Here is a 20285-nt window from a genome sequence, read left to right as displayed (position 1 = left end):
TTATCGGGGAGTTTTCTTGACCTGTTTTATAAAGAGTGTTGTTGCAACACAACTAAGGCTGACAAAAGCTGCCAGCAAAAAATTATTTAGCCTGACGCTGACGCACCGCTTCGTATAAACAAATACCTGTGGCAACAGAGACGTTTAAGCTCGAAACTGCACCAAACATCGGGATTTTTACCAGAGAATCACAAGATTCTTTAGTTAAACGGCGCAGACCATCGCCTTCAGCGCCCATCGCCAGTGCAATTGGGCCTGTAAGCTCAGCCTGATAAATGGTGGTTTCGGTTTCACCAGCTGCGCCCAGTACCCAGACACCGGCGTCCTGTAACTGGCGGATAGTGCGGGCTAAGTTGGTCACGTTAATAAAAGGCACAGACTCAGCGGCTCCACAGGCTACTTTACGCACCACAGCGGTCAGTTTCACTGAACGGTCTTTGGGTGCTATCACCGCATGTACACCGGCAGCGTCAGCAGAACGTAAAATGGCGCCTAAGTTATGCGGGTCGGTAATGCCATCTAAAATCAGCAAAAACGGCGCAGTTTCGCGCTCTACAATACGGGCTAAGTCAGATTCATCTCCGGCATCATGTAAACGCGCTTTGGCCACGACCCCCTGGTGCTGAGCGCCGTTGACTTTTTCATCCAGCGTTTTACGGTTACAAAACTGCACTGACACGCCAGACTTACGCGCCAGCTGGATCACCGGCTGCATACGTTGATCTTCCCGGTCTTTGAGTACAAACAATTCCAGCACATCTTCCGGGGCTCTTTCCATAAAAGCGCTGACCGCGTGGATCCCAAAAACATAATCTGTGCTCATAAACAATTCCTGCATGGTTGCAGCCCAGACTGCAACAAAAGTAAAAACGAACGCCTGGCAAAACCAGGCGTTCAGATAAAGTGTGGCTAGTGTAGCAAAGTGCCGGCCGAGCGTCATTGCCACTCACATCAGCGGCAATGGTTTTCAGCGGCTACGCAAGCCACTATTTGCGTTTACGCGGCGCCTTTGGCTTGCCACTACTGGCTTTGGCAGCAGAACCCGCGACTTTTTTACTGCCGGTTTTGCTTTTACTGCCACTGCGCCCTGCTTTGGTTTTACCTGGTCTTGCCGTTGGATCTGCCACAGCACGGCCCTTTTTCTGGCTAAAACCTTTTTGGCTGTTTTCACTGCCTTTGATATCCGCCGCCGACACTTTACGTTTACCGGCATGACGGGGCGCACCGGCCACGCCCAAATCAATTTTGCGCGCTTCCAGATTGACCGCCAGCACTTTGACTGTGATCAAATCCCCCATGCGGTAACTCTGATTGCTGTGCTCGCCCAGCAGTACCTGACGTTCCACATCAAAGTGGTAATAGTCATTGGGCAGTGAAGTAACATGCACCAAACCTTCGATATAAAGGTCACTTAAGCGCACAAACAAGCCGAAGTTGGTGACAGTGGATACAACGCCCGGGAATTCAGCACCAATATGGTCCTGCATATATTCACATTTGAGCCAGTCCGACACTTCACGGGTGGCGTCATCGGCACGGCGCTCTGTCATCGAACATTGTTCACCCAGCGGCACCATTTGCTCTGGTGTATAAGAACGCGCGCCTGTGGTGTGCTCACCTTGTTTTTTCAGCACAGATTTAATCACTCTGTGCAATAACAGGTCCGGGTAACGGCGGATTGGCGAGGTAAAATGGGCATAAGCTTCCAGCGCCAGACCAAAGTGCCCCAGATTGTCCGGTTGATACACCGCTTGTTTCATTGAACGCAACATGGTGGTTTCAATCAGTTCTTTATCCGGCCTGTCCTGCAGTTTTTGCAATAAATGCATCAGCTCCAGTGGTGTTGGCTCTTGCGGTAAATCGGCACTGATACCAAGTTCGGCCAGGAAACGTTTAAAGTTGGCAAAACGGTCTGAGTCGGGTTGTTCATGCACCCGGTACAAAGCGGCAGCTTCGGCTTTTTCCACTAATTTTGCCGAAGCGACGTTGGCCAGAATCATACATTCTTCAATGATTTTATGCGCTTCGTTACGATGCACCGGCACTATTTGTTCAATCTTGCGGTGACTGTTAAAAATAAAACGGGTTTCCACAGTTTCAAATTCAATGGCGCCACGTAAAGCCCGCACCTTCGCCATTTGTTTATACAGCGAATACAGGTTGTCCAGATTCGTCAGATTACTTTCGTATTGTTGCCGAAGCTCCGGATCCCCCTGCAAAATGGCGTGTACTTTGTTGTACGTCAACCGTGCTTTGGAGTGCATCACAGCTTCATAAAACTTTGAGCTGCCCAGTTTGCCCTGTGGGCTGATATGCATTTCGGCGACAAAACATAAGCGGTCGGTATGCGGATTCAGTGAACATAAACCGTTAGACAGCACTTCCGGCAACATCGGCAGCACATGATCCGGGAAATACACTGAGTTCCCCCGATCCAGCGCTTCTCTGTCCAGTGGCGTGTCCGGCAACACATAAGCAGTCACGTCGGCAATAGCCACCCATAAATGCCAGCCGCCATCTTCTTTACGTTCACAATAAACGGCATCGTCAAAGTCGCGGGCGTCTTCACCGTCTATGGTTAATAACCCTAATTCAGTTAAATCAACCCGACCTGCTTTGGCCTCTTCCGGCACTTCTTTGCCATAAGCTGCAACTTGTTTTTCTACCGCTTCTGAAAACTTATGGGGTAACTGATGGTTGCGGATAGCGACTTCAATCTCCATACCAGGCGCCATATGATCACCCAGCACTTCAATTACTTTACCCACCGCATTCACCCGCTTGGACGGACGCTGAGTGACTTCTGCCAGCACTATCTGGCCATGGCGCGCCGCGCCTTCTTCGCCGGCCGGAATGACAATATCCTGGGTAATACGCGGATCTTCAGGCACCACTACAGCAAGGGCAAAATCTTTAAAATAGCGGCCGACAATAGGCTCAGTACGGGGCTTTAATACCCGCACTATCCGTGCTTCAATTTTGTCTTTGCCCTTGATCTCGCCAGCACTGGCCAACACTACATCACCATGTAACAGGCGCTGCATATCAAAATTCTGGATGTACCAATCCGGCCCGCCTTGTTCCAGCTTTAAAAAGCCAAAACCATCACGGTGACCAATCACAGTACCTTTGACCAAATCTAAATCATCGACCAGGCCATAACGTTTGGTCTTGGTAAATAACAACTGGCCGTCGCGTTCCATAGCCCGCAAACGTTTTTTCAGCGCAAATAAATGCTCTTCACCTTCCAGTTTTAATTCAGAAACTAACTCTTCGAAGTAGGCAGGCTGCTGACGCTGTTTGATGTGCTCGAGGATAAATTCGCGGCTTGGAATGGGGTTTTCATATTTTTCTTGCTCACGCGCAAGATGCGGATCTTTGATCGTCATGGATTCTCTTCATTACTAAAACTGCGGCAAGTGTAACAGCCTCCTGCTGTTTTTTCACTGTTGCTGTTCATTTAAGCAACAAAACAGCATCACACCAGTGTTTAAACCGGCCGCTTCGCTCTGGCAAGCACAGCTCCCGGCATTTTAGGCGCCAGAGCGGCCAGTGCTTTTTGGATACGCTGGTGCATATTCTTATCCGCAGTGACCGAATGGTGCAGCCAGCGATAGACGGTTTCATAATCAACCGGGCTGCCAACACCGGCGAGCAATAATTCGGCAAGCCTGACTTGCGCATTCAGGTTACCCATACTGCCGGCTTCAAATAAATAATGCTGGGCTTTGGTTAAATCCTTTTGCACAAATTTGCCCTGCTGATAATAACGGCCAATTTGTTCCAGCGCTTCGGGCAGGCCCTGATTGGCGGCGGACAACATCAAATCCCAACCCCGCTCGACATTAACAGGCACACAGACACCGTAGGCCAGCATGTCGCCAAATAAAAACTGGTAAGAGGGTAACTTCATAATATCAGCGCGGGCTTCAATATCTTTGACCAGCTGACAGTCGTCGGCTTTGACCCGTTTTAAATGTTGGTTTTGCCGGATCAGTTGCAGTAGTTCATCCTGTGTATAAAGCTGAACAACCTGCAGTTCGGCAGTGCTGACCTGCGCCAGTGCAACAGGACTGCACCATAACAAAACAACAGCTAAAGCGGCTAATCTGCGCATTTACAACCCCAAATTCAGATACGGATCCCGGATAAATCAAATGCCCACTGCAGGTACTACAGGCACTGTCAGTTATATCGGCCAGACAGTCTATTTCTGTAGGGAAATTATAGATTGCGCCACAGAAAACCGCGACGCATAAAAAAACGCTGCACCAGGCAGCGTTTTTTCACATCATCTATTGCTTAAGCAAAAGGATGTTGCAATACAATGGTTTGCACCCGATCCGGACCTGTTGACACTATATCAATAGGTACACCGGTCACAGCTTCCAGACGTTTGATGTAATCACGCGCCTGTTGTGGTAAAGCGTCCAGTGACTGCACACCAAAGGTGGACTCAGACCAGCCTGGCATAGTTTCGAAAATCGGTGTTACCAGCTCATAACCTTCAGCAGCCATTGGTGGCACGTCGGTGACAGAACCATCTTGCTGACGGTAACCCACACAGATTTTCACTTCTTTCAGGCCGTCCAGTACGTCTAACTTGGTCAGACAGAAACCAGAAATACTGTTTAACTGCACAGCACGACGAACGGCAACAGCGTCAAACCAGCCACAACGGCGTTTACGGCCTGTAGTCGCGCCAAATTCATGACCTTTCACACCTAAGTGCTCGCCAACTTCACAATCAAGCTCAGTCGGGAACGGGCCAGAACCAACACGGGTGGTATAAGCTTTGACAATACCCAGTACATAATCGATGTAACGTGGGCCAAAACCTGCACCAGTGGCAACACCACCTGCAGTGGTATTAGACGAAGTGACATAAGGGTAAGTACCGTGGTCGATATCCAGCAGCGTACCCTGAGCACCTTCAAACATAATTTCCTGGCCAGCTTTACGGGCTTTGTCCAGTAAATCAGTCACATCAACCACCATCGACTTCAGCGTTGCAGCCATAGAAAGCGCGTTGTCTAAAGTTGTCTGGTAATCAATAGGATCCAGTTTGTAATACTGCGTCAGAGTGAAGTTATGTAACTCCATCAGAACTTTCAGTTTTTCCGCGAACAGCTCCGGATTAAACAAATCGCCGACACGTAAACCGCGACGGGCAACTTTGTCTTCATAAGCCGGGCCTATACCACGACCGGTAGTGCCGATTTTTTTATCACCACGGGCAGCTTCCCGGGCAACATCCAGCGCCACGTGGAATGGCAGGATCAGGGGACAAGCTTCGCTGATCAACAGACGCTCTTTCACCGGAACGCCACGCTGTTCCAGCATGGTCATTTCTTTCAAAAAAGCTTCAGGAGACAGCACCACGCCATTACCAATCACACATTTTACGTTGGCACGTAAAATACCTGAAGGTATTAAGTGCAAGACAGTTTTTTCACCGTCAATCACCAGGGTATGACCGGCATTATGGCCGCCCTGATAACGCACTACATAGCTAGCCTTGTCGGTTAATAAATCGACGATTTTACCTTTTCCTTCGTCACCCCATTGGGTGCCGAGCACTACAACGTTTTTGGCCATGGTTCCTACATCATGGAAAAAAATTAGGCGGGGATTCTACCAAAATAAAACGCAAAGTTCAGCCGCAAGGGCAAAAAAAAACCAGCTGATTTTTCAGCTGGTTGAATTCATTCAAGATTCACAGGATATTTTTACTAAAAGACGTCTAAACTTCTTTGCTTTCAGACTAAAAACAGGTAAATCACCCCGGCCATACCACAGAGCACGGCACCTACCTGACGCAAACCTGACACCGGCTCTTCACTGAGTTTACGCAAATACCAACGCCATTTATTTGGGAACAACAAAGGGCCTATGCCTTCAAGCAACAACACCAGCGCTATTGATTGCCAGAAAATGTCCATCACTCACCTCTTCGCAGGCTCAGACAAGATAAATCATAATCGCTGGCATCATGATAAAGTGCAAAACCAAAACGCAGTCTGTCGCCCCGGTAGTCCGTATGAATGCCATGTTGTTTTAAATAAGCCGATAACTCAGCCACTTTCGCCGCATCATCCAGCATAAAAGTGAAAAAATGTCCGTGGTTTTGCAACTCAGCACAAAGCAGCTTTTGTTCGTTTAATAACGGATGTTGTTGTGCTTTTAACTCTGCTAAAAAAGCCTGTTGTAACTGCTGCACATGCTGATGCACCTTTGCCACGCTGATGCCTTCGGATTGATATAAATCCAGCACAGCTTCGAGCCGGTACAAAGCCGAAAAATCCATCGTGGCGCCGGCAAACTGATAACCGTCTTTGCTGTATTGCACCTGACTGGTTTTAGCTGCGGCTAAAGTGCCAAACTCGGCAAACCAGCCGGTGTAAAGCGGGCGCAACCCATTGTTTTGCGGTACCAGCATAAAACAACAGCCCTCACCACCCTGGGCATATTTGTACGAACCCGCCAGATAAAAAATCCGCCCTTCGAGCTCGCTGAGATTGGTTGGCAAGGCCATAAAACCATGATAACCATCAATGGCAATAGTGGCCTGGCAAACTGCAGCTATCGACGTCACAAAAGCGGTCAAATCAGCGATAGCCAAACCTGAGTTAAAAAATACCTGACTGCAAAATACTAAATCTGGTTGCAGCTTCTTTGCAGCTTCAGCAAAACGTGTGGGAAAATCGGCAAAAGGCAGGGTTTGCACCTGCACCAGTTCAATCTGGGGTAGTTCTGCCAGACGTTTAATTTGCCGGCTGAAACTATGAAACTCGCTGTCGGTGGTTAAAATTCTGACCGGTTTGTTCCAGTCAAAACAACTTAATAACCGGAATAACAATTCATGAGTGTTAGGGGCAAACACCAGCTGCCCAGGCTTTTGCAGCTGTAAAATGCCAGCGATCTGCTTTTGCACTTTGGGGACTTTTTCGCCAAAGATATAGTCCCACTTGTCATCAACCAGCCGGGCACTATCGTCCCAATATTGCAAAGCGGCAGCCCGGGTAACATCTGGCCAATAATGATGGGAATGGCAGGCAAAGTGCTGCACTTTGGCATTGGCGGTTAAAAACCCCTGGTAATATTTTTTAAAACTCATGTCCTGCTCCGCTCACCGGCTGTATTTCGCTAAGGCTTTTTTAGCAACCTCTGCTTTTTATAACAAAAAAGGCGCCCTCAGGCGCCTTTGTTTTGAGCTCAGTCTCAGTTTTTCTGTTGTGACTTCATATACTGGAAGAAATCACTGTCTGGCTGAACCACCAGCACATCAGATTTGCTGTTAAAGCTACGGTTATAGGCTTCTAAGCTTCTGACAAAACTGAAAAATTCAGCGTTTTTGTTATAAGCTTCAGCATAAACTTTTGCCGCCAGAGCGTCACCTTCACCACGGGTGGTGCGTGAATTACGCTCTGCTTCTGCCACCATCACAGTCACACGGGCGTCCACATCTGCACGGATAATTTCTGCCTGCTCCATACCACGGGCACGGTGCTCTTTGGCCACTGCGGTCCGTTCAGCACGCATCCGCTGGAAAATGTTGCTGCTGATTTCATCCGGCAGGTTAATTTTTTTCACCCGCACATCCAGAATCTCAATCCCCAACTCAGCAGAAGCTTTACCTGCCTGAGCCAGAGCTTTGGTCATCAGTTCAGTGCGCTCACCTGAGACGATTTGCTGAATAGTTCTGGAACCGAATTCTGTACGCAAACCGTTGTTAACATACTGTTTTAAAAGATTTTCAGCTCTATCAGTGCGACCACCGGTTCTTAAAAAATATTGGCCAAAGTCTTTGATACGCCATTTGACATAACTATCGACTAATAAATCTTTTTTCTCTGCGGTAACAAAACGGTCCGCCGGATCGTCCAGCGTTTGCACTTTGGCATCCAGAGTCACAACTTTTTCAACCAGCGGCAGCTTAAAATGCAGGCCAGGTTCAAACACCACCACAGCACCTGCATCGTCACGCTGAATTTTACTGAACTGGAACACAATACCGCGTTCACCTTCCTGCACCACAAACACAGAGGAGTAAACAACGATGGCAATCAGCGCCAGCAGAGCTAACATAAAGTTTTTCATTGATTAACCCCTTCCTGCACGGTTGCTGTCAGTACGCGGTGTGTCAATGCGGCTGTCGGTACTGCGCGGCTCCGGTAATGTTAAACGTTGTTCAGGCGCCGCCGTTTTTGCAGCAGAACCATTCTGGTTTAACATTTTATCCAATGGTAAATACATAATGTTGTTGCCGTTTTTCACGTCAACCAGAACTTTTGACGTATTGCCGTAGACCTGTTCCATAGTTTCCAGGTACAGACGTTCACGGGTAACCTGAGGGGATGCAATATATTCTGGTAGCAGTTTTTCAAAGCGGGCCACTTCACCCTGGGCTTTTAACTGCGACTGTTGTTTATAAGCTTCTGCTTCCTGCATCACACGGTTTACCCGACCACGGGCTTCAGGTTCAATGGCTCGGGCATAAGCCTGGGCTTCCTGAATAAAACGTTGTTCGTCTTCCTGAGCAGCAATAGCGTCATCAAAGGCCGCTTTTACTTCCTCCGGCGGACGAGCATCACGGAAGTTCACATCAACAATTTCCAAACCCAAGTTGTAAGGTTTGATAATAGATTCCAGTTCAACCCTGGTGTTCTGACGGATCACTTCACGGCCTTTGGTCAGCACGTCGTCCATCATAGAATGACCAACCACATAACGTAATGCTGCATCTGTTGCCTGACGCAGACTGGCGTCCGGGTCGACTACCGCAAATTTGTATAAACGTGGGTCAGCAACACGGTATTGCACTTCAAAAGTCACCCGGACCAGGTTTTGATCCTGAGTCAGCATAAAACCATCAGTTTTTAATGCCTGTACAGTGCTGATATCAACAGGTAATACTTTATCGATAAAAGTGGGTTTCCAGTTAATACCCGGATTCACTTCGGCGTGATATTGGCCAAAACGTAAAATAACGCCCCGCTCAGATTCTTTAATGGTGTAAATACCGCTGAATAACCAGCCAAGCAGCGCCACCACCAGTAACAATACCAGTACGGCTGAGCCACCACTGTTATCACCGGCTGAACCGCCTTTATTACCACCGAAGACACCGCCGAGCTTTTTGCTCAGATTGCGGAACACTTCATCCATATCAGGCGGGCCCTGATTACGACCACCCTGGTTCCAGGGATCATTGTTTTTGCCGTTATTGCCCGGCTCATTCCAAGCCATACTTCACTCCGTTCTGCTTTTTGAGAGTTAAGGTTAATGTATCAAAAAGTCCGGTTCAGACCAGAAAATTTTGCAACAAACCATCGCTTTGCTTAAGTAATCTTGTCCATTGCGGTTTTGCCAGTGCTAACTTCAGCTGACAAACTCCGCTTTCATCAAATTGTTCTTGCTGCACAGCGCCCATCTCATGAAAGCGGGCGCGCCATGCACTGGCTTCAGGCGGCAATGCCAGCTGCAATCTGAGATAACTGTCGGATAACAAACTGATAATGGCCTGAAATAACAAGTCGATGCCAAGGTTATGCTGCGCCGACAGATACACAGCCACAGCCACACCCTGTTCGTTGTATTCAATACGCGGGCCCTGACCGACCAAATCAATTTTGTTATACACCAGTAATTGCGGCAGACCATCAGCCTCAATTTCATGTAATACCTGCTGCACCTGATGAATATTGTCGGCCATTCTCGGGTCTGCCAAATCCACCACATGCAACTGTAAATCGGCCTCGCGGCTTTCCTGTAATGTTGATTTAAATGCTGCCACCAGATCGTGCGGCAAATGCCGGATAAACCCGACTGTGTCGGCAAAAATCAACTGCCCAAAATCGGCCAGCTTTACTTGCCGCAGTGTTGGATCCAATGTGGCAAATAATTGATCCGCTGCATACACATCTGCACTGGTCAGCCGGTTAAACAAGGTGGATTTACCAGCGTTGGTATAACCCACTAACGAAATCACCGGTATTTCAGCTCTTTGTCTGGCTTTTCGGCCCTGCTCACGCTGCTTACCCACTTTTTCCAGTTTCTGGTGCAGTGCGCTTATACGGTCGCGCAGCAAACGCCGATCTGTTTCAAGCTGAGTTTCACCCGGGCCCCTTAAGCCGATACCGCCTTTTTGCCTTTCATTGTCAAAACCACGGATAAGACGGGAGGCCAGATGTTTGAGCTGCGCCAGTTCAACCTGCAATTTACCTTCGTAACTGCGGGCACGCTGCGCAAAAATATCCAGAATAAGGGTGGTTCGGTCGATGACACGGCATTGAAACAGCCGTTCCAGATTGCGGGTTTGCGCCGGCGACAAGCTGTGATTAAAAATCACCACAGAAGCTTCATGAGCCGCAACTGCAGCCGCAATTTCCTGCGCTTTGCCGGTACCTACAAATAAACGCGCGTCCACTGTTGAACGGTTGCAACTAAACACCGCCAACTCGTGGACACCAGCTGAGGACACCAACATTTGTAGTTCGTGCAGATCTTCACAAGCGCTTTCTTGCGGAAAATAAACATGCACAAGGATCGCTTGCTCAGCCATAGATTCAGGGTCAAACAAGCGTAAAAGTCCTGTGTATTATTCTATTTCGTCCATATCACCGCTGCCGGCACCATGGCTTGCCATGGTGTTCACAGCGCGCGCCGGAACTACGGTAGAAATTGCGTGTTTGTAAACCATCTGACTAACAGTGTTTTTTAACAAAATGACAAACTGGTCAAAAGACTCAATTTGTCCCTGTAATTTGATCCCATTCACCAGATAAATAGAAACTGGAATACGTTCCCGTCGTAAGGTGTTTAAAAATGGGTCTTGTAAAGATTGGCCCTTTGCCATGTGCCGCTTTCCTTTTTCTTAGTTCTGATTCTTGATATATGGATTATTATATTATTTTCAAGTCGTTAAATAACGATTTTTTTCTTCGCTTATCTAGCGTAGCGAAGATAAAACAGCTTGCAAGTTTTCCTCAGGACTAACTTCGCTTTTCAGCCAGTTTAATTCCTGCCAACTACGCAGCCAGGTTAATTGCCGTTTTGCCAGCTGCCTTGTTGCGGCAACACCACGATACACCATCTCGTCATAACTCACTAGCCCGTCCAGATAATCCCACATCTGACGGTAACCCACACAACGCATTGATGGTAAATCTGCATGTAAATCATTGCGTAGTTTAAGTTTTTGCACTTCCTGCTCAAAACCCTGTGCCAGCATTTGCATAAACCGCATTTCAATGCGCTGATGCAACACTGCTCTGTCTGTTGGTGCTATAGCAAACTGTTGCACCGGATAAGGAAAAGCGTCACCTTTTTCTGTTGTCCAGTCCGTCAGGCTGCGACCACTGACCAGATACACCTCCAGCGCCCTGTTAATCCGTTGTGGATCATTCGGATGAATACGCGCTGCCGACACCGGATCAACTTCCGCCAATTGCTGATGCAAAGCTTGCCAGCCTTCAACAGCTGCTCTTTGTTCCAGTTCTGCCCGAATTTCGGGGTCTGCCTCGGGTAAAGGCGAAATACCTTCCAATAAGGCCTTAAAATACAACATGGTACCGCCAACCAGCAGCGGTACTTTGCCCTGTTGCTGGATATCGGCAATATGCGCAAGTGCATCGGTACGAAAATCTGCCGCCGAATAGGCCTGTGCCGGGTCGAGTATATCAATCAACCGGTGCGGCGCTATGGCCAGCTCCTGTGCAGTTGGCTTTGCTGTGCCTATATCCATACCACGGTAAATCAGCGCACTGTCGACACTGATAATTTCGGCATTCAGTTCTCGCACTAAATCAAAAGCCAGCGCAGTTTTACCTGATGCTGTCGGGCCCATTAAAAAAATTACCGGCATTGTCATTTGTCTGACCTCAATAGAGCTGCGCTGACAGTGATATCCAGCGCTGTCGCGCGCCAGCAGGTCGGGTCAGACAACTGCGCTGCAAAATAGTTTAAAAACACAGGCAAGAAAAACCAATGCTGCTTTAGTCCAATTTCAAGCAATAACCGAATTAAATCAGTGCTGCTAGCCTGTACGGGCCAGGATTGCCACCATATCGGTAACCACTGACTGATATCACTGCTTTTTAACAGCCCAGGCACGGCCCGTACTATCAGCACCTGATTATTTAGCAACAAATCAAAACCTAAAGCCGCCAGCACTTGCGCCTGTTGCATTAACAGTGTTTTTTCCGCCGCCGACACTTGCAGCCGAAGCGGCAATAACAGAGCTGCTGAAGGCGGGGGTTGCAGGCACCAAAGCGGTGCCAGTGTTGCCGCCACATCCACCAATAACAAGCTGCCATCCAGGTTGGTTACAGCAAACCCCTGACCTGCATCCAGCCAGGGCAATACGGTACTGCTCTGCAATGTACTGTGGTTCTGCTCGGACCTTTTCACTTCAAACTGAGCTGTGCTGAACGACTGAGGCTGGGGCTGTTCAGCCACCTGAGCTGCCGGAGGAAAAATACTAGCTTTGACAGGCCAACCGCCGCCTGCGGGCATCATGGCAGAAGACCGGTTTGCAGCTTTATACCCTGATTGGCCATTGGCTGAGGCTGAGCCTGACCTGTGTTGCTGCGCACTGTAAACTGATGCTGGCCGGGGTGTCGTGTGCCCAGCTGCTGAAGTCTGATGGTAAGCATGTTCAGCGTCCGCTTGAAAAGGCGAAGCCTGAGTAGGCTCAGTCTTTTCAGCAATCTCAGGCCATAACACCGGCTGATCACAAACCTGCGCCAAAGCACTGACGACAAAATCATGCACCAAGCGCGCCTGATGAAACCGTACTTCGTGTTTGGCGGGGTGCACGTTGACATCCACCTGCAGAGGATCAAGCTCCAGATACAATACAAAAGCAGGTTGTACACCGGGCGCCAGCGTATCGCCATAAGCCTGACGGATGGCATGATTGAGCAATTTGTCGCGCATCATACGGCCGTTTACATAACTGTACTGACAGGCCGGCTGCGCCTGACAGGCATGCGGAAGTTGCACCCAGCCCCACAAATACATCTGCTCGTAGCGACTTTCAACAAACAAACTCTGTTCAATAAAATTGCGGCCACATAGCTGTGCCAGCCGTTTTTCTTTCCCCTGCTGATCAGTCACGGCTTTGAGCATACGGACCGATTGACCATTGTGGCTAAGCTGCCAGCTGACATCAAAACGGCTCAATGCCAGACGTTTTACCAGCTCGTCGATGTGGCTGAACTCAGTTTTGTCTGAGCGTAAAAATCGCCGTCTGGCCGGTGTATTAAAAAATAAATCCAGCACTTCAATCGAAGTCCCGACAGGATGGGCGGCAGGTCTTAATTGCACCTGCATATCCCGGCCCTCGGCCATGGCTTGCCAGGCACTGTCCTGGGTTTCAGGTCTGGAAGTGAGGGTCAGACGGGACACTGAGCTGATACTGGCCAGCGCTTCCCCCCGAAAGCCGAGGCTGACAATCTGCTCTAAATCACAGAGCTCGCTGATTTTGCTGGTGGCATGGCGACAAAGCGCCAGCGTCAGCTCGTCTTTGGCAATACCACAACCATTGTCGCGGATACGGATAAGCTTACTGCCACCTTTTTCAATGTCGATGCTGATACTGCTGGCACTGGCATCTAGGCTGTTTTCCACCAGTTCTTTGACCACCGAAGCGGGTCTTTCCACCACTTCACCAGCGGCAATTTGGTTAGCCAACTGCGGCGATAACACCTGAATGGGCATTAGTTAGGGATCCTGAGAACCTGACCGACCTGAATATTGTCGCTTTTGAGCTTGTTGTGACTACGCAGCACCGACATCGGCAAGCCGTATTGCTTGGCGAGGCCAGATAAAGTTTCACCACGTTTGACCGTATGCACTGAAGGGCCAGTGGCAGCAGAAGTTGCGACCCTTGGGCCTGCAATCACAGGTGCAGGCCTTGGCTGCATAACAGGCTGCTGACTGGCTGTACCTGGCGTAGAAGCGGTGTTGGCCACTCTGCTTGTTGTATTTTGTGTCGCCGCTCTGTTGACAGGGGCAGCGCCCTGACGCTGTGCCAGCCAGGAGTCCGCCGGAGGGGTGTCAGTAAAATGTTGTTTTAATGCCCGGAAAATTGCATTGGCTAATTTTTGCTGGTGTGATGCCGATTTTAATTTCTGCTCTTCGGTTGGATTGGAGATATAACCGGTTTCCACCAGAATAGAGGGAATGTCCGGCGCTTTTAACACACCTAGACTGGCCGCCTGCGGCTCTTTTTTATGCAAATGAGTCACCTGGCCCATCTCAGCCAGCACTCTTTTGGCAACTTCGAAACCAGTGGTCATCGAATGGTTCATCGACAAATCCAGCACTGTCTGCGCCAGATAACGTTCGTTGGCCGAGTCTTTAATCACTTCAGCCACCCCACCCAGAAGTTCGGAGTGTTGTTCGGTTTGTTCCAGCATCCGGCCTACTTCAGTGGTAGCACGGCGCAGCGATAATACCCACACCGAAGCACCATGGGCGTTTCGGTTGGTTACAGCATCAGCATGCACAGAAACTAATAAATCGGCTTGTTTATTTCGGGCCAGATCCGGCCTTTTGCTGGGGTAAATGTAATAGTCTGAGGTACGGGTTAATACCGCTTTAAAACCGGGTTCTTTGTTAATCAGCGCCTGCAGTTTTTCTGACACTGCCATAGTGACATGTTTTTCATAGGTGCCTTTAGGGCCCACAGCACCTGGATCATGACCACCGTGGCCTGCGTCAATTGCAATCACAATGTCACGGCCACCGGCTCTTTGACTTCTGGGTGGGGGTGGTACAGCGGCAGCCTGTTCGGCCTGCACATCAGCCAAATCCAGCACCAGTCTGTGACCATAACGGTCAGAAGGTGGCAACGTAAAAGCCTTTTCGCGCGCCGCTCTACTCAGTTCCACCTGCAGCAAAATACCACGATTGCCCGGTAGTCTTTTCACTTTAATGTCTTTAACCAGCTCAGATTCGCCCGACATTTTGCCTAACGAAGGACTTTGAATATTGGCGATTTCAAGCTCAACCGTTTGCCGATTCTGACTTAACAGCCGGTATTGTGCTTTGCCAGTCAGATCAAACACCACACGGGTACTGTCGGGTGATGGCCAAATCCGCACACTTTCAATTCTTTCGGTGGCAAAAGCCGGCACTAACATCAGACTCAGAATGCAGCACCACAACAATCTCAGCATGTTGTAGTTCCTTGTAATGCACTGAGCATCTGTTGCCCTAATGCCGTAGTTGCTGTCAAGCGGGCAATACGGCTCTGAGCGTCTGTGGCTTCCAGCATCAGGGTTAAATCCGGCACCGGCAATAAAGGAGCGCCACGCTCAGGCCACTCCACCAGACATAAATTGCCGGCAGCAAAATAATCACGCACCCCCATAAATTCCAGCTCTTCCGGGTCGTGCAAACGGTATAAATCAAAATGATAAGCTTCAAGGGCTGGCAGCTGATAGGGTTCAACCAGGGTGTAGGTTGGACTTTTAACATTCCCCTGATGACCAAGCGCCTGTAACAAACTGCGGCTAAAGGTGGTTTTACCGGCGCCTAACCCGCCCTGCAAATAAATCACACCACCACCAGCACAGGCTTGCGCCAGTTTTGTTGCTAATAATGCGGTTTGTGTTTCATCGTGCAATGTCAGTTGGTAATGCGCGTCGGCCATGCCAATCCCTAAATGAAAAAAACTTTTTTATGGTGCTTAAACCAACCCAAAAGGCTGCGCTTAAAACTATGCTGCTTATGCTATCAAATTCATCAGATCAGAACCACCTTGAATACCAACAGATTTGCCTGATTAGCGTCAAAGTCCTGCCCTTGTGTTAACATCTGCGACCTTGCTGCAGGCAAAGCCAGCCCAAGGGAAAAGCAGCCCGAGGAAAAGCAGCAAAGTGCAGCAGCGGAGTATAAAATGTCCAATCCCAACTCGTTCTCCCAAACCGACTGGGCCAGACTGACCAGCCAAATCAAAAGCTGGGCGCTGGAGCTTGGTTTTTCGCAGGTGGGGATCTGTGACACCAACTTAACTTCGGAAGAGCCCAAGTTACAGCAGTGGCTGGACGCCGGCATGCACGGTGAAATGTATTACATGGCCGAGCACGGCATGAAAAGAGCACGGCCGGCTGAACTGCAACCCGGCACTTTAAGGGTCATTTCGGTGCGGCTGGACTATCTGCCAGCCGAGGCTGGTTTTGCCACCAATCTGAGTGATCCGTACCAAGCCTATATCAGCCGTTATGCGCTGGGGCGTGATTACCACAAACTAATCCGCCAGCGTTTAAAGCAGCTTGGCGAAAAAATCGAGCAGCACGTTGGTGCTTATGGCTACCGGCCTTTTGTTGATTCAGCCCCGGTGCTGGAGCGGCCATTGGCGGCCAAAGCCGGCCTTGGCTGGATTGGCAAACACAGTTTGTTATTAAACCCGCAAGCGGGTTCCTGGTTTTTTTTGGGCGAACTGCTGGTGTCCTTACCCTTACCTGTGGATGAACCAATTAAACAGGACTGTGGCCAATGTGTCGCCTGTATCACCATGTGCCCGACAGGTGCTATTGTTTCGCCTTATGTGGTGGACGCCCGCCGTTGTATCAGTTATCTCACCATTGAACTCAAAGAAGCTATCCCGCAAGAGCTACGCCCATTGATTGGCAACCGGATTTACGGTTGTGACGATTGTCAGCTGGTATGCCCGGTAAACCGTCAGGCACCGCTTGGCAAAGAAACAGATTTTCAGCGTCGTCCGCAGTGGCGTGATCAGAGTTTGCTCAGTTTATTTTTATGGGATGAAACCACTTTTTTAAAGATGACTGAAGGTTCAGCCATCCGGCGTATTGGCTATCAGCGCTGGCAACGTAATCTGGCGGTGGCACTGGGCAATGCACCTTTTAGCGACGAAATTCTGGATTTATTAATTGCACAGCAACAACATCCAGATGCGTTGGTGCGGGAACATCTGCAGTGGGCTTTGACCCAGCAACAGCAAAAACAGCAGCAACTCCAAAAAGAAAACCGTCAGCAGCAGCGGCTGATCCGCATTATTCAGCTTGGCTTGCCACGGGACGCCTGAAACAGAGGAAACTCAGACTGTGCCAGCATGCGTTCTGCCGCCTTTTGCAGAATTTGTTGTTTCTGCTCAGAACTTGCCTGATGCCAGCCGGTAATTTCAGTTAAAGTGCGGCCACAGCCCATACAAACGTCGGCTTCATTCAGGCAACAGTTTCTTTTACAAGGTGCGGGGATCATCCCCCCTCCTTCCGGGTGCACAGCTTAACCTGGCAACGACGGCGTTTTAATAAAACGAACCAAATCCTCTGCCCGCAGTGGTTTGGAGAAAAAATAACCCTGAATAAAATCACAACCAAGTTCACTGAGCACCGCCAGCTGAGCCCGGGTTTCAACCCCTTCCGCCACCACCTGCACATCCAGCACTTTTGCCATATTGATAAGCACCGCCGCCAGCGACCTTGCTTTGTCGGCCACTGCCACATCAGTTACAAAACTTTTATCAATCTTAATCAGGTTGACCGGGTAACGGCTCAGATAGTTCAGCGCCGAATACCCTGTGCCAAAGTCGTCGATGGCCAGCTGCAGCCCTTGCTGATGTAGTTTCAGAATATTGTTTTGCTGCACTGAAATCCTGTCCATAAACAGGGATTCAGTAATTTCAAAAATAAGATCGCAACTGTTGACTCCGGCGTCATTGATCATCTGCAGCCATTCATCGGCCACATGATGCACGTTAAACTCCTGACTGCTGCGGTTAATGGACATTTGCAGCGACAAGCCTTGCTGTTTAAAGCTTTGCATATCCCGAAGCGCCTGTTGCAGAATCCATTGTCCCAACGGCCGGATAGCGCCGGTGCGCTCTGCCACACTGATAAACTCCAGGGGCGAAATCAGCCCGCGCTCCGGATGTTGCCAGCGCACCAGTGCTTCACATTTATTAAAGCTGCGGCTTTTCAGGCAATAAATCGGCTGGTACACCAGGAAAAACTGCTGCTGCGCAATACCGTTCATAATTTCGTTATGCAGATGCACAAAACGGTCTGCTTCTTTTTGCATAGCGGCATCGTAAAAATGGTAGGTATTACGGCCCAGCTGTTTGGCGGCATACATAGCGCGGTCGGCATGTTTAAGCAGATCGCTGTGGCTCATGCCGTCATGCGGATACATGGCAATACCCACACTGGCACTGACCGCCAGCGACTTTTCCCCGACCTGCACCGGTTTTGCCAGCTCTTGCACCAGCCGCTCTGCCATCAGCTCGGTTTGTTCGGGTGCGCTGCTCAGCTGACTGACAATCACAAATTCATCACCGCCAAGGCGCGCCAACAGATCCTGCTCAGTGACCAACAGCTTTAACCGCTCGGCCACAGCTCGCAGCAATTTATCCCCCACCAAATGGCCCAGACTTTCGTTGACTTGTTTAAATTCATCCAGGTCAATACACATCAGACTCAGACTGCTTTGGCTGCTTTGTGCCTGTTTGATCATCCGTGACAACTGCTCGGTAAAAACTGCACGGTTTGGCAGATTTGTCAGCGGGTCGTAGGTAGCCTGAAAGGCAATAGTGTAAAGGGCATGTTCACGCTCGCGTGCCATTCGCAGCAGCAACAATAAAGCACAACAGAGGATCACTATCAGCGCCAGCGCCAGCGGCGTCATCCACTGCAAAGAACCCACCAGCCAGGCGGCAGACTCTTTGGGAGCCGCATGCAACTGCCAACGGCCAACAGGTAACTTGATATCCACTTTGACCTGGTCGATGCTCAACAGCTGCTGATCCCCCCAGAACAACTGACCCGGATTGTCTTCGCCGTCCCGGCCTGACAACGCAACATAATAATTTTGTCGTAAACCGGGCAGCCGCACCCGCTCCAGCAGCGGCTCCAGCGGCATAATGGCAGCTATGACGCCCCAGACCCCCTGATCATTAAGTAGCACCGGCACCCGCACCACCAGACCCGAACCACCCTGTAATAAGTTTACCGGCCCCGCCACTACCGGCTTGGACAGCGCCAGTGTTTTTTCAATAGCAGCAAGCTGATTGGGAATATTGCGATAATCCACGCCGATAATGGCTTCATTGCCTGGCAACGGATAGACATAACGGATCACTAAATCAGGCGCCACAGCAATATGGCGAAAATGCGGGTAATTGTGCAGCAGTAACGATACCCGGGCGTCCAGGCTGGTTAAATCTATTTGTGGGTTTAATACCAGTTCACTGCGGATTGAATCGAGCGCCACAACCCCACTGTTCACTACGCCTTCGAGTTCAGAAGCATAATTGGTCAGGGTTTGTAGCAGCTGATAACGCTGTGATTCAATATATTTGGCGCGCTCTTGCCACAACATGGCCACAGCAAGCGCCGACAGCAACAAAAACACCAGCACAGTAACAGTTCTGGGGTGTCTGATAAAAAAGTTGCTGTGATATGGTTCAGCAGTATTTTGTAATATTGAGACTGGTGCGGAATTCAAATCGGTAGCCCGGAATTTAGCGTCCGCAGAACTCTAACAGGGGTTCGGGTTCTTGGCTACCTCTGTGTTTTGGAAAATCCGCCTTAGTTTGATGCAGATCGTTTTTTCGGAACCCAGGCCCAGACAAATTGAGCCAGCACAGGTTCAACGCCAACTTCATCCAACAACTGCACCTGCACTTTTACTTCGCCTTTTTCCTGATTGCGAATGTTCGCAATTTGCTCAGGAGTCAGGCTGGCGATGGCCGTCAGTTGCCCCGTGGCTCTTTTGACATAATCCAGATGCATAGATTTTAACAGTGGCAGTCTGTCGTCCGGCACATGCATGCCCACCAGAAAACCAGTGGCGGATTCACCCAATAACGCCATAGCAGCGGCATGTACTGAACCTATATGGTTTTGCACTTTACGGCGGTTTTTCTGCACTAAACGCGCTTGCTGAAAATTCAGCTGCTGGATCTGAATACCGGCGGTACCGGCAAATTTTACGGCGCGTCCGAACAATTGGGATAATAAAAATGATTGTAAAAACGCCGGCGCAGTGCTGACTTTGGTGACAAGGCGGCTGAGTTTGTTATTGGCTTCCATACTGGTCTAACCTGTTTTGATCATGCGTAGAAATTAGCAGTTGCGCTTTGAAATAACAAGCGAAGCTACCCAGCTAAAACCATAAACAAAGGAAATAACCAGCCACAGCATGAATTGCTTGGTTTTAAATTAAATTTGACTGGGTAGCTGTCAGAGATGACAGAAAATTGGAGCGGGCAACGAGATTCGAACTCGTGACCTCGACCTTGGCAAGGTAGCGCT

General features: G+C 49.5%; 18 protein-coding genes. 1 reads left to right on the top strand and 17 read right to left on the bottom strand.

Going from position 1 to position 20285, the window contains the following annotated elements:
* Positions 1-82: 82 nt before the first annotated feature.
* The 14 genes from rlmB to tsaE form a co-directional block, all read right to left on the bottom strand.
* Positions 83-823: a 23S rRNA (guanosine(2251)-2'-O)-methyltransferase RlmB gene (gene rlmB / locus V7P87_RS11740; protein WP_296296144.1), complete on the bottom strand. Its 741-nt coding sequence runs from the start codon at positions 821-823 to the stop codon at positions 83-85.
* Positions 824-986: 163 nt separating this feature from the next.
* On the bottom strand, positions 987-3389 hold the full coding sequence (gene rnr / locus V7P87_RS11735; protein WP_333797599.1) for a ribonuclease R: 2403 nt from the start codon (positions 3387-3389) through the stop codon (positions 987-989).
* Between the two features lie 101 nt (positions 3390-3490).
* Positions 3491-4117: a tetratricopeptide repeat protein gene (locus V7P87_RS11730; RefSeq protein WP_333797598.1), complete on the bottom strand. Its 627-nt coding sequence runs from the start codon at positions 4115-4117 to the stop codon at positions 3491-3493.
* Between the two features lie 185 nt (positions 4118-4302).
* The gene (locus V7P87_RS11725; protein WP_260658245.1) at positions 4303-5598 is read right to left on the bottom strand and encodes an adenylosuccinate synthase; all 1296 of its coding nucleotides are present in this window, start codon (positions 5596-5598) and stop codon (positions 4303-4305) included.
* A 161-nt stretch (positions 5599-5759) separates the two neighbouring features.
* Positions 5760-5942 (bottom strand): DUF2065 domain-containing protein, encoded by a 183-nt coding sequence (locus tag V7P87_RS11720; RefSeq protein ID WP_296296139.1) that lies wholly within the window; start codon positions 5940-5942, stop codon positions 5760-5762.
* Positions 5942-7117: an aminotransferase class V-fold PLP-dependent enzyme gene (locus V7P87_RS11715; protein WP_333797597.1), complete on the bottom strand. Its 1176-nt coding sequence runs from the start codon at positions 7115-7117 to the stop codon at positions 5942-5944. The genes V7P87_RS11720 and V7P87_RS11715 overlap by 1 nt, the downstream gene beginning before the upstream one ends.
* Positions 7118-7221: 104 nt before the next feature.
* Positions 7222-8100 carry a protease modulator HflC gene (gene hflC / locus V7P87_RS11710; RefSeq protein WP_333797596.1) on the bottom strand — a complete coding sequence of 293 codons (879 nt, stop codon included), beginning with the start codon at positions 8098-8100 and terminating at the stop codon, positions 7222-7224.
* A gap of 3 nt (positions 8101-8103) precedes the next feature.
* Positions 8104-9249, bottom strand: coding sequence for an FtsH protease activity modulator HflK (gene hflK / locus V7P87_RS11705; RefSeq protein ID WP_333797595.1), 1146 nt, complete (start codon positions 9247-9249; stop codon positions 8104-8106).
* Between the two features lie 55 nt (positions 9250-9304).
* Entirely contained in the window at positions 9305-10582 is a 1278-nt protein-coding gene (hflX, locus tag V7P87_RS11700) for a ribosome rescue GTPase HflX (RefSeq protein ID WP_333797594.1), read from the bottom strand.
* Positions 10583-10600: 18 nt separating this feature from the next.
* Entirely contained in the window at positions 10601-10858 is a 258-nt protein-coding gene (gene hfq / locus V7P87_RS11695) for an RNA chaperone Hfq (RefSeq protein ID WP_260658239.1), read from the bottom strand.
* Between the two features lie 93 nt (positions 10859-10951).
* A complete protein-coding gene (gene miaA / locus V7P87_RS11690) occupies positions 10952-11872 on the bottom strand; it encodes a tRNA (adenosine(37)-N6)-dimethylallyltransferase MiaA (RefSeq protein ID WP_333797593.1) in 921 nt (306 codons plus the stop codon).
* Positions 11869-13722, bottom strand: coding sequence for a DNA mismatch repair endonuclease MutL (gene mutL / locus V7P87_RS11685; RefSeq protein ID WP_333797592.1), 1854 nt, complete (start codon positions 13720-13722; stop codon positions 11869-11871). The genes miaA and mutL overlap by 4 nt, the downstream gene beginning before the upstream one ends.
* The gene (locus tag V7P87_RS11680; protein ID WP_333797591.1) at positions 13722-15185 is read right to left on the bottom strand and encodes an N-acetylmuramoyl-L-alanine amidase; all 1464 of its coding nucleotides are present in this window, start codon (positions 15183-15185) and stop codon (positions 13722-13724) included. Before V7P87_RS11680 ends, mutL begins: the two co-directional genes overlap by 1 nt.
* Positions 15179-15661 (bottom strand): tRNA (adenosine(37)-N6)-threonylcarbamoyltransferase complex ATPase subunit type 1 TsaE, encoded by a 483-nt coding sequence (gene tsaE / locus V7P87_RS11675; protein WP_333797590.1) that lies wholly within the window; start codon positions 15659-15661, stop codon positions 15179-15181. The genes V7P87_RS11680 and tsaE overlap by 7 nt, the downstream gene beginning before the upstream one ends.
* A gap of 246 nt (positions 15662-15907) precedes the next feature.
* Between tsaE and queG the strand changes: the two genes are divergently transcribed.
* Positions 15908-17059 (top strand): tRNA epoxyqueuosine(34) reductase QueG, encoded by a 1152-nt coding sequence (queG, locus tag V7P87_RS11670; RefSeq protein ID WP_333797589.1) that lies wholly within the window; start codon positions 15908-15910, stop codon positions 17057-17059.
* Here the strand turns inward: queG and V7P87_RS11665 are convergent.
* The 3 genes from V7P87_RS11665 to V7P87_RS11655 all read right to left on the bottom strand — a co-directional run bounded on the left by V7P87_RS11665 (position 17032) and on the right by V7P87_RS11655 (position 20063).
* Positions 17032-17235, bottom strand: a complete 204-nt coding sequence (locus tag V7P87_RS11665; protein ID WP_333797588.1) for a DUF1289 domain-containing protein — start codon at positions 17233-17235, stop codon at positions 17032-17034. The genes queG and V7P87_RS11665 overlap by 28 nt on opposite strands.
* A gap of 24 nt (positions 17236-17259) precedes the next feature.
* Positions 17260-19389: a putative bifunctional diguanylate cyclase/phosphodiesterase gene (locus V7P87_RS11660; RefSeq protein WP_333797587.1), complete on the bottom strand. Its 2130-nt coding sequence runs from the start codon at positions 19387-19389 to the stop codon at positions 17260-17262.
* 170 nt (positions 19390-19559) lie between these two features.
* Positions 19560-20063, bottom strand: coding sequence for a DUF4442 domain-containing protein (locus V7P87_RS11655; RefSeq protein WP_333797586.1), 504 nt, complete (start codon positions 20061-20063; stop codon positions 19560-19562).
* Between the last annotated feature and the right edge of the window lie 222 nt (positions 20064-20285).

The organism is Rheinheimera sp. (genome assembly GCF_036782235.1).
In the GTDB taxonomy this organism is placed as follows: Bacteria; Pseudomonadota; Gammaproteobacteria; order Enterobacterales; family Alteromonadaceae; genus Pararheinheimera.
The sequence above is the reverse complement of the archived record's forward strand: the minus strand, read 5'-3'. Positions and strand labels throughout refer to the sequence as shown.

What these genes read in the sequence shown, in the direction of transcription:
- rlmB (WP_296296144.1), bottom strand. Translation starts at nt 823, where the DNA reads ATGAGCACAGATTATGTTTTTGGGATCCACGCGGTCAGCGCTTTTATG.
- rnr (WP_333797599.1), bottom strand. Translation starts at nt 3,389, where the DNA reads ATGACGATCAAAGATCCGCATCTTGCGCGTGAGCAAGAAAAATATGAA.
- V7P87_RS11730 (WP_333797598.1), bottom strand. Translation starts at nt 4,117, where the DNA reads ATGCGCAGATTAGCCGCTTTAGCTGTTGTTTTGTTATGGTGCAGTCCT.
- V7P87_RS11725 (WP_260658245.1), bottom strand. Translation starts at nt 5,598, where the DNA reads ATGGCCAAAAACGTTGTAGTGCTCGGCACCCAATGGGGTGACGAAGGA.
- V7P87_RS11720 (WP_296296139.1), bottom strand. Translation starts at nt 5,942, where the DNA reads ATGGACATTTTCTGGCAATCAATAGCGCTGGTGTTGTTGCTTGAAGGC.
- V7P87_RS11715 (WP_333797597.1), bottom strand. Translation starts at nt 7,117, where the DNA reads ATGAGTTTTAAAAAATATTACCAGGGGTTTTTAACCGCCAATGCCAAA.
- hflC (WP_333797596.1), bottom strand. Translation starts at nt 8,100, where the DNA reads ATGAAAAACTTTATGTTAGCTCTGCTGGCGCTGATTGCCATCGTTGTT.
- hflK (WP_333797595.1), bottom strand. Translation starts at nt 9,249, where the DNA reads ATGGCTTGGAATGAGCCGGGCAATAACGGCAAAAACAATGATCCCTGG.
- hfq (WP_260658239.1), bottom strand. Translation starts at nt 10,858, where the DNA reads ATGGCAAAGGGCCAATCTTTACAAGACCCATTTTTAAACACCTTACGA.
- miaA (WP_333797593.1), bottom strand. Translation starts at nt 11,872, where the DNA reads ATGACAATGCCGGTAATTTTTTTAATGGGCCCGACAGCATCAGGTAAA.
- mutL (WP_333797592.1), bottom strand. Translation starts at nt 13,722, where the DNA reads ATGCCCATTCAGGTGTTATCGCCGCAGTTGGCTAACCAAATTGCCGCT.
- V7P87_RS11680 (WP_333797591.1), bottom strand. Translation starts at nt 15,185, where the DNA reads ATGCTGAGATTGTTGTGGTGCTGCATTCTGAGTCTGATGTTAGTGCCG.
- tsaE (WP_333797590.1), bottom strand. Translation starts at nt 15,661, where the DNA reads ATGGCCGACGCGCATTACCAACTGACATTGCACGATGAAACACAAACC.
- queG (WP_333797589.1), top strand. Translation starts at nt 15,908, where the DNA reads ATGTCCAATCCCAACTCGTTCTCCCAAACCGACTGGGCCAGACTGACC.
- V7P87_RS11665 (WP_333797588.1), bottom strand. Translation starts at nt 17,235, where the DNA reads ATGATCCCCGCACCTTGTAAAAGAAACTGTTGCCTGAATGAAGCCGAC.
- V7P87_RS11655 (WP_333797586.1), bottom strand. Translation starts at nt 20,063, where the DNA reads ATGGAAGCCAATAACAAACTCAGCCGCCTTGTCACCAAAGTCAGCACT.